The organism is Bacillus sp. FSL W8-0770 (assembly GCF_038008705.1).
Lineage (GTDB): Bacteria > Bacillota > Bacilli > Bacillales > Bacillaceae_G > Bacillus_A > Bacillus_A cereus.
Genome location: NZ_JBBOZR010000001.1, coordinates 3,348,003 through 3,362,826, shown reverse-complemented (window position 1 = coordinate 3,362,826; position 14,824 = coordinate 3,348,003). Strand labels below are relative to the sequence as shown.

The following is a 14,824-nucleotide window of genomic DNA, read 5'->3' as shown; positions in this document are numbered from 1 at the left end:
CTTATCAGTATAGAGATGGAAAAAACTTTCGTCAATTTATATAAGGAAGGGGGAGCCCCTTCCTTATATAATTTTTATTTTTTCAATTAAAATCCGTCTTCTAATGCTGCGAATGGAATGTTTAGTCTGTTTTCTACTGTGCGTAAACGTTGGTTTAAGCGGTTGAGTCTACGTGTATGGCGCTCAACTGTATTTTCTAGTTGACGTACTCTTTGTTCAAGCTCATTTACGCGTCTTTCTAATTGACGATTTCCAGTGCCAGGAAAAGAGATTGGAAGTTGGAATTGTCTATTTTGGTCGTATGGATTCGTGTGCTCTGCTTGATCTATATAAGATTGATATTGTGTTTGTAAGTCATACTGTGGTTGTTGGTACGCATATTGATTATATGGATCATATGGATTGTAGGGATACATAATAACATCCTCCATTTCTTTAAAATAGGTTGAATACACCATAATGTATGTGCAAAAGCGGAGCGGTGGCACGGCAAATACCTATTTATGTTGACGGGATTTCTCTTTATCCCGCTATTTGCTGGGCAATAAGACCCCCACTGATTACAGTTTCACTTTATAAAAAATAGCTTGAGGGTTTTTGATTTGTATTTCTTTTGTATGATGGTATATACTGGATAAAAGGGAGAGTTTACATAAAAGTTACAATTCTATCAAACTCAAACTTTTATGTAAATATGTATAGACATTTATAAAAGAAAAGAGTAATTTATATAGAGTGAAAAATAACTTGTAACATTTTATAAACATATTGTAAAATGATTGTAACAAAACATACATAAAAATGAAATAAATACATAATAGTGATGTTGGGGAAAGGGAGAGAGTATATTGTTCCGTAAAGTAAAGGGTATATTAGTTGGGGTGTTATGTGTAGCTATAATGAGTGGCTGTGGTGCAAAAGTAAGTGATGTTGCATTTGTAAGTGATATTGGTGGGCACACTGTAGAGGCTAAAGCAGAAGTACAGGATACTATTAGTTTAGTTGATGGTCGAACTGGTACTGAAGTGAAAAAATTAGATTTATCTAGTTTAGGCTATTTTGAAGATGAAGCGAAATTTAAAAAGTCTGTCACAAAGGTTGTTGGTGAGGTTGGAAAAAGCGTCGACAAAAAAATGGTTCCTTCACGTATAGCACCTGATGGAAGTTGGCAAGAAGGAAAACCTTCTTATGAATTAATGGAAAAAGAATTAGTAGATAAATTGTTAAACGTTGGTATGTGGGATGCTACGTATCAGTTGCCGATCGTGGAGAAAAAACCAGTCGCAACATTAAGTGATGCGCAAGGAAATGGTACGGTAATTGGTAGATATGAAACGAACTTAGGTGGTTCAACAGGTGGCCGTATTGAGAATATTCGTTTGTCAGCAGCGAGCATAAACGGAGTTGTGTTAGCAAAAGGAGACCGTTTCTCTTTTAATTCATTAATCGGTGATACAACACCAGATAAAGGATATCAATTAGGGAAAGAAATAGTTGATGGTAAATTAGTAGATGGATATGGCGGTGGTGTTTGTCAAACATCTTCAACTTTATACAATGCAGCAGATCAAGCTGGCCTGAAAATGGTGGAGAGAACTACACATTCTAAAACGGTAGGTTATGTTCCACAAGGAAGAGATGCTACAATTGCATATCCATATTTAGATTTAGTATTTGAAAATACGAATGATGCACCTGTGAAGCTTTATATGGGCATTCAGGGTGGAAAGCTAGTTGCTGAAGTACATAAAATGAGATAAGAGTTATAAAGCCACCTTTTCTGAAATTTAGAAAAGGTGGCTTTTTTATTATGAAAATAAAAATGTATGTAAATTCTGACTTTTCTTATTTACATAGGATGATTTTAGTTGTATCCTTCATAGTAACGGTTATATGTAATGGAAAAATATAGGGATAAGGAGATGGAGTTATTCATGGTACAAATTCATCCGAAAACACGTATTGGTCATGTTGAATTTAAAGTGAAAGACTTAGAGCGTCAAATTGCTTTTTATGAGAATGTTGTAGGATTAGAGGTAATTAAGCAAGAGGGGAATAAAGCATATTTATCTGGAAAAGGTGGAAAGAACGCGTTACTTGTTCTTGAAAAGTTAGAGGACGGGGTACTGCAAGAACCGCGTACGACTGGTATATATCATGTAGCCTTTTTAGTTCCGACTCGTGAAGCTTTTGCTTCTGCGCTATTTGGGGTTCTTCGTAATAAGAATGTAATTGACAGCCCGGATGAGCAAGAAGGGCGTTATACATATTCAAATGAAATTTTACCAATTTCAAGGTTTAATAGTGCAAGTGATCATACATATAGCGAAGCTTTTTATTTGCAAGATTTAGAGGGGAATGGTATTGAAATTTATGCAGACCGTCCGCGTGATCAATGGGGAGAAGGGTCAGGAGGAAGTACACCACTTGATTTAAAAGAATTGGCAACACTCGTTGATTATGAGTTTGATGGTTTGCCTGCTAATACTGTCGTTGGGCACGTACATTTACGAATAGCTGATGTAGAGAAATCACATGAATTTTATGTGGAAACAGTAGGTTTTGAAGTACAACAGCGTGAAGAGGATTGCTTATTTATTTCAGCAGGGGGATATCATCACCATATTGGTGCAAATACGTGGAACGGAGTAAACAATCCACACCCACCAGTATATGCAACTGGACTAAAGGTATATGCTATTGTACTACCGCATAAAGAAGCGTTAGACGATGTGAAAGAAAGATTAATAGAAAAACAACATGAAATAAATGAAACTACAAATGGGTTTGTGGTGGTAGATCCAAGTGGTATTACAGTGCAGTTTGAAATAGAAGCAGTGTAAAATAAGCGAGAAAGTGTATAATCACTTTCTCGCTTATTTGTGATCATTCATAGCTCAATCCAATATCTTCTTACTATATTCCCATCTTCCTCAGTGAAATCATCATCACGAAGCCCGCCGTTATGTAAAATCGTTTTTTCAGAAGCGGTATTCACTGCGTCGCAAACGACAAGTACTTTCGTGATGTCTAATTCCTTCGTTTTTTCTAATGATAATGCTAGTAATTTCGTAGCATAACCTTTTCTTCTTTCAGAAGGGCGAATACCATAACCGATATGACCGCCAGCGTTAAATAAATGTTTGGTTAAACTATGACGTATATTAACAGCTCCCACAATTTTATTTTCATCTGTAACAAGCCAATATGTAGAGTCTGGTACCCAATTTTTAGGGATATTTATTCCGTTATGCGCATCGAGAAGTTCTTGAACCATAGCTGGGAAGTTGGCAGGATTTTTTGAGATAACCCACGGAATCATTGTTTCACCGCTATCTTTCCATTCGTTATAGAAATCTAAGTATTCTTCTTGTAAATCAGTAGTAGGTGTGAGTAATGAGACGTTCATTGTTAGTAAGCTCCTTTATTTATATAGTTTTTATAAAAAATTACGATACAAAATGAAAGCGTTTTCTATAATTTCTCAACCTAATTTTATGTAATCCATCTTTGTTTTTTTAAAAAATTAGTGGAGGTTTAAAATTAGAAGTTATTTATTTTATGTTAATATTTTAAATATTAACATAAAATAGTCGGAGTATTAAGTGTATTTTAGTGGTATTCCTTCATGTTGATAAATGGATATTTGTGATAATTTTTGTTTTATCTATCTATAATGAATGAAAGGGGGAAGTGCCCGTGAGTGTAGATTTTGATTTTATTATACGAATCGGTGTTGCTGGCTTGTTAGGAGCAATGATTGGTATTGAAAGAGAAATTCGATCGAAAGAAGCTGGATTAAAGACTCATTTCCTCGTAGCGGTAGGAAGTGCGTTAATAATGGTTGTTTCGAAATATGCCTTTTCAGATATTGTGTTTGAAGAGCATATGTCTCTAGACCCAAGTCGTATTGCAGCACAAGTCGTTAGTGGAGTTGGTTTTTTAGGTGCAGGCACAATTATTATTCAAAAGCAGGCGGTGAAAGGATTAACGACCGCGGCTGGTTTATGGGCTACTGCCGGCATAGGATTAGCAATTGGAGCGGGAATGTATGTAGTAGGCATTGGAGCGACGATTCTCGTTTTAATTGGTTTAGAAATTGTAAGTCGTATTTTTAAGGTGCAATGTTTATTTCCACAAAATATAGCAGTGCAAATGTTTGTAAATAAACATGAAGCGGTACAACAAATATTAGAAACACTACAAGTGAAAGGCATCCCAATACTTTCATATGAGGTGGAAGCTTCACAGCAAGGTACAGAAACTGTTTATAAGGTAGGGATGCAACTGAAAAATATATCGTCAGAAGAAAAGAATGAGTTTATTCAGCATATACAAACATTACCGGAAGTTACATTTATAAAGTTAAAATCATAGTGTTGAAAACGGGGATAGATGTAGCAGGAATTTTGCTATTATCTATCTTTTTTTGATATAAAATGCACGGAAAGTCAAGCGTTAATTTTATATGGAATGGATACATGTGTGAACGTTACCTTATTTTTCTCAATACAGGACAAAAAGTAAAAATAGTAAAATAATGGAGAGGGACACTAAAAATGTAAGGTAGGGGAGAGCATGAAAGGCTATTCAAAGAAAATGTTAGTAGGGGTAAGTTTTGCTAGTTTAATGTTAGGGAGTTTTCAAGGGGTAAGTTTGGCAGAAGATACTAAGGGAGAGCAAGTTTCTTATCGAAATGTGCTCAAAATGGAGCCAGTCGGTGTACAACTACCAGTACAAGAATTAGCTCATTCATCGAAAGTGCTCGAAAGCAAGTCTTTTGAGAAAAGGTTACAATTTGCCGATTTATCACAAAGACCACCTGAGGTGAAAAAAGAAAGTAAGCAATTAGCTGTAGCGAAAACTTATACAATTGCTGAATTAAATCAATTAAGCAATCAGCAGTTAGTAGATTTACTTGTAACAATTGATTGGGAGCAAATTACGGGGCTATTTCAGTTTAATACAGACAGTCTAGCATTCTATCAAAATGATAGTAGGATGCAGGCGATTATTGATAAATTGAAGCAGCAAGGACAAGCCTATACGAAGGATGATTCAAAAGGGATTGAGACATTAGTAGAGGTATTACGTTCAGGATTTTATTTAGGATTTTATAATTCAGAACTTAGTAAATTAAATGAACGGAGTTATCATGATAAATGCTTACCTGCATTAAAAGCGATGGCTAACAATTCAAATTTCAAGCTGGGTACATTAGAGCAAAATAGAGTGGTATCATCATACGGAAAGTTAATAGGAAACGCTTCAAGTGATGTGGAAACGATAACATCGGCTGCAAAGATTTTTAAACAATATAATGATAATTTTTCTACATTAGTAGATAATCTTTCAGCTGGAAATGCTATTTACGATATTATGCAAGGTGTTGATTACGACATTCAATCGTATTTGTACGATACGAGGAAAGCACCGAAAGATACAGTATGGTATCAGAAAATAGATAGTTATATTAATGAATTAAGTCGTTTTGCATTAATGGGAACGATTACAGCAAAAAACGGTTGGCTTATTAATAATGGCATTTATTATACAGGTAGACTCGGTATGTTCCATAGTACAGGAACGAAAGGGTTACAAGTTGTAACAGATGCGATGAAAATGTATCCGTATTTAGGGGAGCAATATTTCGTAGCTGCTGAGCAAATTGCAACGAATTATGGCGGAAAAGATGCAAATGGTAAAGTGGTGAATTTAGATCAAATAAGAGAAGATGGAAAGAAAAAATATTTGCCAAAAACGTATACGTTTGATGATGGGGCAATTGTTTTAAAAGCTGGAGATAAAGTGACAGAAGAAAAAGTAAAACGTTTATATTGGGCGGCAAAAGAAGTAAAGGCACAATTCCATCGTACGGTTGAAAGTGATCAACCTTTAGAAAAAGGAAATCCTGATGATGTATTAACGATGGTTATTTATAATAGCCCAGCAGAATATCAATTTAATCGTCAATTGTACGGTTATGAAACGAATAACGGTGGTCTTTATATAGAAGGAACAGGTACGTTCTTTACTTATGAGCGTACGCCAGAAGAAAGTATTTATAGTTTAGAAGAATTATTCAGACACGAGTTCACGCATTATTTACAAGGTAGATATGAAGTACCAGGGTTATGGGGACAAGGGAAAATATATGAAAATGAAAGATTATCTTGGTTTGAAGAAGGAAATGCTGAATTTTTTGCAGGGGCAACGAGAACGGATAATGTTGTACCGAGAAAGAGTATTATAGGAGGATTATCTTCAAATCCAGCAGAGCGTTATACGGCAGAGCGAACGTTAAATGCAAAGTATGGAACGTGGGATTTCTATAATTATTCCTTTGCTTTACAATCGTATATGTACAATAAGAGATATGATATGTTCGATAAAATACATGATCTTATTAGGAAAAATGATGTAACAGCATATGATGCATATCGCTCTACATTAAGTAAAGATGCGAATTTAAATAAAGAATATCAAGACTATATGCAAATGCTAGTTGATAATCGTGAGAAATATAATGTGCCATTAGTATCAGACGATTATTTAGCGAATCATGCATCGAAGCCAGTTTCAGATATTGCAGCAGAAATAACAGCGGAAGCAAAATTGAAAAATGTATCAGTGAAGAAAAATAAATCACAGTTCTTTAATACATTCACACTACAAGGAACATATACAGGAACTGCAGCAAAAGGAGAATATGAAGATTGGAAAACAATTACACAAAACGTTAATGATACGTTAAAACGTTTAAGTGCAAAGGAATGGACAGGCTATAAAACAGTAACAGCATACTTCGTAAATTATCGCGTGAATGCATCAGGACAATTTGAATATGATGTTGTGTTCCATGGTATTAATACGGAAGAAGGGGCAGAGAATAAAGCACCAGCTGCAGTTATAAATGGTCCGTATAGTGGAAATGTAAATGAAGCAATTTCATTTAAAAGCGACGGATCAAAAGATGAAGACGGGAAAATTACTTTGTATAGATGGGAGTTTGGTGATGGAGCAGTAAGTAATGAGCAAAATCCAACTCACGTATATACAAAAGAAGGAACGTATACGACGAAATTAACGGTAACAGACGATAAAGGAGCAACTAATACTGCTACAGCGACTGTAACTGTTCAAAAGAAAGAAGATAACAGTGTAGAAAAAGAACCGAATAACTCATTCCAAACAGCAAACAAACTGCAGTTAAATCAAGTTTTACGTGCTAGTTTAGGAAATGGCGATACAAGTGACTTCTTTGAAATTAATATGGAGAATGCTAAAAACCTTCAAATTAACGTAACGAATGAAAATAATATCGGAATGAACTGGGTACTTTATTCTGAAGCAGATTTAAATAATTATGTTACGTATGCTCAGCAACAAGGGAATAAACTAGTAGGTAGTTACTATACGTATCCAGGGAAGTATTATTTACATGTGTATCAGTATGGCGGGGGGACAGGGAATTATACGGTGGAAGTGAAGTAGTAAAAGGGGAGTTATCTTGTTCAATGAATGGAAAAAGGTCTGTACTTTAATGAAAAAACAACTGCAGGCAATGTCTCTAATGATAATAAAAAATTAAGTGTCGCGAGATGTTATATTTATATTAAACCAATCTAATCAGTAAATAAGATAAAATCGATGAACTAGTATTTCATCACGATGTAAGAAAAGTTATAAATATTAAGTGTTTTTAATTGAATTAAACTAAAGGATCAGAGTGTATCTGTAACAATAGATAGGCTCTGATCCTTATTATATTTAATTAACGCATATGAATTTAAGATAATTAATAAGTAAGCTAGCTAGCGGGATTCTTAAAATTCATTTATGTAATTAACTAAACAGAAAATTGTTATCACATTAGCAAGGGATACTAATAGAAAAGCGTGTCCCTTTACCTAATTCACTCTCTATTTCTATATCTCCGTTTAATTCTCTAATAATACTATAAGCAATCATAGTACCAAGCCCAGTTCCTTTTTCTGTTGTTGAATAGAATGGCAAAGCAATTCGTTTTATTTGTTGAGATGACATCCCAATTCCTGAATCAATAATATCAATTATGATATTTCCTTTTACTTTTTGTATATTTATTTGTAATAATCCACCATTTTTCATAGCCTCAATTCCGTTTTGGATGATGTTGTTTAGACAGAGTTTGAATTTTTCGGGGTCCCCATTTATATAAAAGGAATCTGTACTATTTTGTTTGATTTCAACTTTGTATGATAGAGCGAGTGGTGAAATAGTATCTTTCACCTGATTTAAAATGTGATTAATATCTATTTTTTCTTTTAGGGTATTCTGTGGTTTGGTTAAAGATAAATAGTTATTAATAGTAGATTGTATTTGCTGCATTTCAATTAACATGATTTCTAAGTATTGATCCTGAGATAGCTTAGAGGCATGTTTTTCATTTAATAATTGAGTGAATCCATGTACCGTGGTTAGTGGATTGTGGATTTCGTGTGCAATTGACGCTGCTAGTTCGCTAGCTATATAAAATTTTTCAGCCCGTTGCAGTTTTTCTTTCATTTTATATTTCTCAATCATTTCCTCTATAAAATAAACTGATAATAATACTGTGAAAATATTAATGACTATATAATTTAATAAAAATTCTATGAGAGTAGAGTCTATTTTACCTCCTGTATTTATTTGAGTTACAATACCGCAAATAGAAAGGGAAGCTGTACATACTAAAATAAGAAGTAAGCTTAATAATATCTTTTTTTCTTTAAAATACATAGGTAATAAGTAACGAAAGAGCATTGTTATAACAGAAATGATAGTAAAGATAATAAATGATGGAAGAACGCCATTTCCGCCTAAGTAAAACCGGTAAGAAAGATATAAAATTCCTATAAAAACAATGTTTTTTGTATTTCCATATAGAAAAACTAATATTATAGGAATAAAACGTAAATCATAAATAAATCCCACATGTAAATGAAAAGGAAAAGTCATACAAAAAATAATAGCAATGGAGGAAAGGATAGAAAATAACATATTATTACATGTTATTTTTTCTTTAAACTCTAGCCAAAATACGTGATAGCTAAGGATACAAATTATTATAATAAAGGTATTTAATAAAAGAGTAGAAATTCCCATAGTTTTGCATCTCCGATAGTTTGTAAGTAGAATTATGTATGAGTTGGACATAGATGTTTAGTATTAGTAGACTTTTTATCTAAAAAAGGAAGGGTACTTGAAAAGTGCTGTTATATTACTCGTATTAAAATTGATAAGGAAAATAGAAAAAAATAATAGATAAAAAATCTATTTAAATTTATGTACATATGAAATCATAAACTAACTTTTGTATAGGTGAAATTTGGATTGAGTTACTGATAAAATAAGTCTTTTTAAGTATGAATATTCTGTGAAAAAGATATGCGTGGTGACTCCTGTTTTGTAGCCTTCGTTATATTAACATGGAATATATCAAATTACAAAGTGAAATTTTAGAAAAATTTTATTAGTACATTTTATCTGAAATAGAAATGCTATTTATTTGAGTATTTTGGTACTTACTCGTATAAAACTTTGTTAGAAAAAGACTTTAAAATTTACATGTTTTTTATGAAGTGTAATATTGTAGCTTTATCTATGGGGCTTTCTCAATAACTATTAAGGCGAAAAGTTAAAATATATAGGTTTATAGATATGAATTATTACATAAAAACGCACTTAAAAAAGGATGTATGATGGTAATAGAATACAAACATCAAGGGGGAACTTAAAATGAAGTTAAATAAACTAGTGCTTAGTTGTGGAGTAGTTTCAGCATTAACACTTGGTGTGTTAGGGAATAATACTTATGCTGAAGAAGTACACAAAACGAATGATCCAATTCATGTAGTTGAACATGTTTCTGCAGACTTATTATTAACCCAAACAATGAATTATAGTGGCGAGGCTGTAACTTCTTTCGTATATGATGGGAGTACTGACTTAAGCTTCTCTATGAAAAATAATGGTCAAAATACAATGGGATATAGTGTAAAAGGTCCAAATACAGAGCTAATTGTTGGTGGTTATATAAAACCTGGAGAACAACAAATTAATGTTACAAATGTACGGAATGCTTTATCTCCATTACCGAATGGAACATATAAAATTTACGTTTCAAATGATGATGGTTCTAAGGGGCAATTCCAAGTTTCAGTAAGATCTATGAATTAAATTTAAAACGCTTTGTTTTTAAGTTAATTTAATCTTTGCTTATTGGAAAGAAGCTAAAATGAATTGAGAATTACCGATAAAAATGAAAACGAGCACCTTATCTAATTGTGAGAGGGTGTTCGTTTTTTGCTATTAAACAGAAAATAATTATAAATATATTTTGATATCCCCATTGCTAACCTACTAGATTGTGTCAACGAGAGAATGTCTACTATAAAAGATATTTAAATAAAGATGATGTAACATTCTGCTAAATTATATGGGGAAATAGAAAAACCACCCTTATATGAGTGGTTTTTAGTAATTATTTTTAGGTTATACATTTAAAATTAGGCTAAGTTATAGAAATAATAAACATTTAATCCGTTGTTATTATTTTGGTTCTGGATAATGATTATAGTATGAGATTCTAATAAATTCTTGGTAGACATTTGTTAATTTGGCATCTCTAAGAGCATCGTTGAATTTTTGCATACGTACACTCCCTTGAGCGTAGCCTCCACCTGGAGTATAAGGGTTTCTAGCTTCAAAGTCATCCAAAAATACTTTTAATTTTTTATAGTCTTGAGATTGATAGAAAGCCACGGCCTCTTCAGGAGTGACATCAAAGTAAGAGGATGACGTTGAGTTATAAGAAGCTGCTTGAGCAGTAGGTGCCTCTAGCATAGTTGCAGCTCCACCGAACATAGTAAGCGCCATAGAAGATACAATAATTTTTTTAAACATAATAAAACCTCCATGTAGAATATTAGATTAATAGTAATCCTGTAATCATTATAGTTACAATGAAAATGATTATCAAATGCAATATTGCATAATATATCCCGTTATTTTTGGGCAGTAAGACTCCCGCCCAAAAATTCAATGAAAGCAAAGCAGTTAGGTGGGAATCGGGCGGATTAAAGTTTCACTTTATTATTTGAACGAGAAGTCACCTTTATATTTAAATGGAGGAGTGTAATAGATTAAAAGAGGTGTATAAATTACTCAGGTTAACAAGAAAATGAAAAGGCTATTTTTAATAGGGGAAAGCTTAATAACTGGAGTAAAGGAATTGCTATTTATATATTTAACATACATATTTGTCTTTTAAATTGTAGGCGTGTTTTAGAATTTGTATATAGTAAATTCGTTAAAAAACTTGATAAATAATAAAATGTGTAAATTTTTTGACTATTTCATTAAAATTATTTAATATTTGTAATTTATTGTTTTATAATGATAATTGGGTCGATCGTGAATGTTTTAGATATTGCGATATATACTCGGATTAATTTATTTTAGGGAGGTTACAAAATTGGGTAAGAGAGTCATTATAAGAGTTTTTACATTATTATCAGTACTGGCATTATTCCTTAATGTATTTTTACCTAGGGCTAGTGCAGAGGTTATGACGCATGAGAAATATTCAATGGACTGGAGTTATAGTAATAGTCTAGGTAAGTACATTCGCACTGAAATGATTAAAAATTCAAGTGGTCAAATTGCTTATTGCTTAACCCTTGGATTAAAATCACCAAATGGTGAAGATCTTCCTGAAATGGGGAAAACAGATAATGTAGTATATAGAGTCTTATTAAATGGTTTCCCGCAAAAAAGTGCTGAACAGCTGGGAGTAGCTAATAAAAATGAAGCGCATTATGCAACGCAACTTGCGGTTTGGAATGCATTAGGTCAACTCGATGTAAATGAATTAACACATGAGAATAAAAATGTTGAAAAAGCAGCTAAGGCTATTATTAGTAATGCTAACAATAGTGAAGAGACTCAAGATGTTTTTATGAATGTGATTCCTGCTGAAAAGCAAAAAGCAGAATTAAAGGGTGAATTCTTCGAAACAAATCTATATTCAGTACAAACAAATGCTAAGAGTGGTTCTTATAAGGTAGTAGTGAAAAATGCACCTAATGGAGTTAGAATTGTTAGTGAAAATGGAGAAGTGAAAGATCAGCTTTTAGTTGGAGAAAAATTTCGTATCCAAATTCCTAAGAATACAAAAACGGGTGAATTTAATTTAAGTGTTGCTGCTAATTTAACTAAAGTTCAAGCAATTGCTTATCGTGGTACGGATACTGTTCAGAATGCTACAGTACTATTAGAGAGAAATGAAGAAAAGCTTAGTAGTGATCTTGCAGTAAATTGGGAAGCAGCTGGTTCTTTAAAAATTAAAAAGGTTGGAGAAAATGGAGAAGTTTTAGCTGGTGCAGTATTTGAGGTCTTTAATGCAAATAATGAATCAGTCGGAAAAATCACGACTGGTGCTGATGGTATGGCAGAATTAAACAACTTACCAATTGGTACTTACACATTAAAAGAAATTAAAGCACCAACAGGCTATGTTTCAGATGATAAACCACAAACTATTGAAGTTAAGACAGGGGAAACAGGAGCTGTCCAAATAGTAAATAACAAAGTAAAAGGTAACATCGAAATTAAAAAGCTTAGTGATTCAGGAAAGATTTTACCAAATGTTGAATTCACAGTCTTCACTGAAGATGGAAAAGAAGTGAAAAAAGTAGTAACAAAAGAAAATGGAATTGCAAACGTTGAAGATCTTACGTATGGTAAATATTATTTCTTAGAGACAAAAACACCTAATGGATATATTGGAAATAAAACAAAGTATCCTTTTGAAATTAAAGAGCACAATAAAACACTTACTTTTACAGTGGAAAATACCGAAGTGAAAGGTAGTGTAAAATTACTAAAAGTAGATAATGAAGATATTAGTAAAAAATTAGAAGGTGCAGCATTCGAGCTAAAAGATGCAAGTGGAAAAGTAGTTGGGGAATATAAGACAGATAAAAATGGTGAGATTAACGTCAAAGATTTAGCGTATGGTAAATATTCATTTGTAGAAAAGGCTTCTCCAAATGGTTACGTTCTTGTTAAAGAACCGATTATGTTCGAAATAAAGGAACATGGAAAGGTTATTGAGTTATTGGCAGTTAATCATCTTATCAAAGGTGATCTAGAAATTACAAAGGTAGATGTAGCTGATGGAAATAACAAGCTTCCAAATGCAGAATTTACGATTTATAACGAAGCAGGAAAAGAAGTAGTAAAAGGAAAAACAGACGATAAAGGAATCGCTAAATTTGAAAAGTTACCATTTGGAAAATACACATATAAAGAAACTGTTGCACCAAACGGTTATGTATTAAATGAAGAAACGTTTTCTTTTGAAATTAAAGAGAATGGTCAAATCATTAAACACGTTGTCAAAGATGAGAAGATTCCTTCAATTAAAACAACAGCATCTGATAAAAAAGATGGTACAAAAGAAATGCACACTTCTAAGTCTGTAACAATCCAAGATAAAGTGGAATTCAAAGACCTACAAGTAGGTAAAGAGTACACTTTAAAAGGTAAATTAATGGATAAAAAGACTAATAAACCATTCGTTGTAAATGGTAAAGAAGTAACAGCTGAAACGAAGTTTACACCAAAAGAAGCAAATGGTTCTATTACATTAGACTTAACATTTGATGCAACTGGTTTAGAAGAAAAAGAAGTAGTAGTATTTGAAGAGTTACTGAAAGACGGAAAAGTTGTTACGACACATGCTGATATCAATGATAAAGATCAAACAGTTAAGTTCGTTAAGCCATCAGTAAAAACAACTGCTACAAACAAAGCTGATGGTGGAAAAGAGATTCATTCAAAGGATTCTATCACAATCCAGGATAAAGTGGAGTACACTAACTTAGTTGTAGGTAAAGAGTACACTGTAAAAGGAAAATTAATGAACAAAGCTATTAACAAACCATTACTAATTGATGGTAAAGAAGTAACAGCTGAGACTAAATTTACTGCAAAAGAAAAGAACGGTTTTGTAACATTAGACTTTACTTTTGTTGGTGCTGAACAGCAAGGAAGAGAAGTAGTTGTGTTCGAAGACTTATTACATGAAGGGCAAGTAATTGTAACTCACGCTGATATTAACGATGTAGGTCAAACAGTTCGATTTGTAGAGCCTTCTATTAAAACGACAGCTACAAATAAAGCTGATGGTTCTAAAGAGTTAGACGCTTCTAAAACTGTAACAATCCAAGATAAAGTGGAATACAAAGACTTAATCGTGGGTAAAGAGTACGTAGTAAAAGGTAAACTAGTGGATAAAGCAACAAACAAGCCATTATTAGTTGATGGTAAAGAAGTAACAGTAGAATCTAAGTTTACTGCTAAAGAGAAAAATGGTTCTATCACACTAGATTTCACATTTAATGCTTCTGTATTACAAGGTAAAGAAGTAGTAGTATTTGAAGAACTGTATCAAGATAATATATTAGTAGCTATTCACGCTGAAATTGAAGATAAGGGACAAACAGTGAAATTTAAAGAGGGAAAATCGGAACAACCAAAACCAGAACAGCCAAATTCAGGTAAAAATACGCCAACACCAGAGCAACCTAACGAGCAAGTAAAAGAACAACCACAACTTAAGAAAGAAATTCAATCTAAAATTGGATGGTTACCGCAAACAGGTACTAATCTTACAAGTTGGATCTCTATGGCCACAGGAGCATTACTGTTAATTGTTGGTGGAGTGATTTTCTTAAAACGTAAAAATGCATAGAAATTAAAAAATAAGCACATCTGTTTTTATAACAAGATGTGCTTA

The 14,824-nt window shown here is 32.8% G+C and carries 10 protein-coding genes; 6 read left to right on the top strand and 4 right to left on the bottom strand.

Annotated elements, in window-relative coordinates:
* Positions 1 to 86: 86 nt before the first annotated feature.
* Positions 87 to 416: a hypothetical protein gene (locus NST27_RS17270; protein WP_000283715.1), complete on the bottom strand. Its 330-nt coding sequence runs from the start codon at positions 414 to 416 to the stop codon at positions 87 to 89.
* 432 nt (positions 417 to 848) lie between these two features.
* Between NST27_RS17270 and NST27_RS17265 the strand changes: the two genes are divergently transcribed.
* Both NST27_RS17265 and NST27_RS17260 read left to right on the top strand, forming a co-directional pair.
* Complete coding sequence (locus tag NST27_RS17265; RefSeq protein ID WP_000488969.1) at positions 849 to 1,760, top strand: VanW family protein; 912 nt, start codon at positions 849 to 851, stop codon at positions 1,758 to 1,760.
* A gap of 174 nt (positions 1,761 to 1,934) precedes the next feature.
* A complete protein-coding gene (locus tag NST27_RS17260) occupies positions 1,935 to 2,843 on the top strand; it encodes a VOC family protein (RefSeq protein ID WP_000249876.1) in 909 nt (302 codons plus the stop codon).
* A gap of 47 nt (positions 2,844 to 2,890) precedes the next feature.
* Here the strand turns inward: NST27_RS17260 and NST27_RS17255 are convergent, their stop codons facing one another.
* Entirely contained in the window at positions 2,891 to 3,409 is a 519-nt protein-coding gene (locus NST27_RS17255; RefSeq protein ID WP_001103124.1) for a GNAT family N-acetyltransferase, read from the bottom strand.
* A gap of 290 nt (positions 3,410 to 3,699) precedes the next feature.
* Between NST27_RS17255 and NST27_RS17250 the strand changes: the two genes are divergently transcribed.
* Together NST27_RS17250 and colA are read left to right on the top strand one after the other, a co-directional pair.
* Positions 3,700 to 4,377, top strand: a complete 678-nt coding sequence (locus NST27_RS17250; protein ID WP_000109718.1) for an MgtC/SapB family protein — start codon at positions 3,700 to 3,702, stop codon at positions 4,375 to 4,377.
* A gap of 201 nt (positions 4,378 to 4,578) precedes the next feature.
* Positions 4,579 to 7,494, top strand: a complete 2,916-nt coding sequence (gene colA, locus NST27_RS17245; protein ID WP_000679522.1) for a collagenase ColA — start codon at positions 4,579 to 4,581, stop codon at positions 7,492 to 7,494.
* A 378-nt stretch (positions 7,495 to 7,872) separates the two neighbouring features.
* On the opposite strand, the gene NST27_RS17240 is transcribed toward colA, so the two are convergent.
* Positions 7,873 to 9,126, bottom strand: coding sequence for a sensor histidine kinase (locus NST27_RS17240; protein ID WP_000513017.1), 1,254 nt, complete (start codon positions 9,124 to 9,126; stop codon positions 7,873 to 7,875).
* A gap of 633 nt (positions 9,127 to 9,759) precedes the next feature.
* Here NST27_RS17240 and NST27_RS17235 point away from each other — a divergent pair.
* A complete protein-coding gene (locus NST27_RS17235; protein WP_000773525.1) occupies positions 9,760 to 10,200 on the top strand; it encodes a hypothetical protein in 441 nt (146 codons plus the stop codon).
* A 372-nt stretch (positions 10,201 to 10,572) separates the two neighbouring features.
* On the opposite strand, the gene NST27_RS17230 is transcribed toward NST27_RS17235, so the two are convergent.
* A complete protein-coding gene (locus tag NST27_RS17230; RefSeq protein ID WP_000473483.1) occupies positions 10,573 to 10,926 on the bottom strand; it encodes a hypothetical protein in 354 nt (117 codons plus the stop codon).
* A gap of 571 nt (positions 10,927 to 11,497) precedes the next feature.
* On the opposite strand from NST27_RS17230, the gene NST27_RS17225 reads away from it, so the two are divergent.
* Positions 11,498 to 14,779: a VaFE repeat-containing surface-anchored protein gene (locus NST27_RS17225; RefSeq protein WP_000520170.1), complete on the top strand. Its 3,282-nt coding sequence runs from the start codon at positions 11,498 to 11,500 to the stop codon at positions 14,777 to 14,779.
* The last annotated feature ends 45 nt before the right edge of the window (positions 14,780 to 14,824 follow it).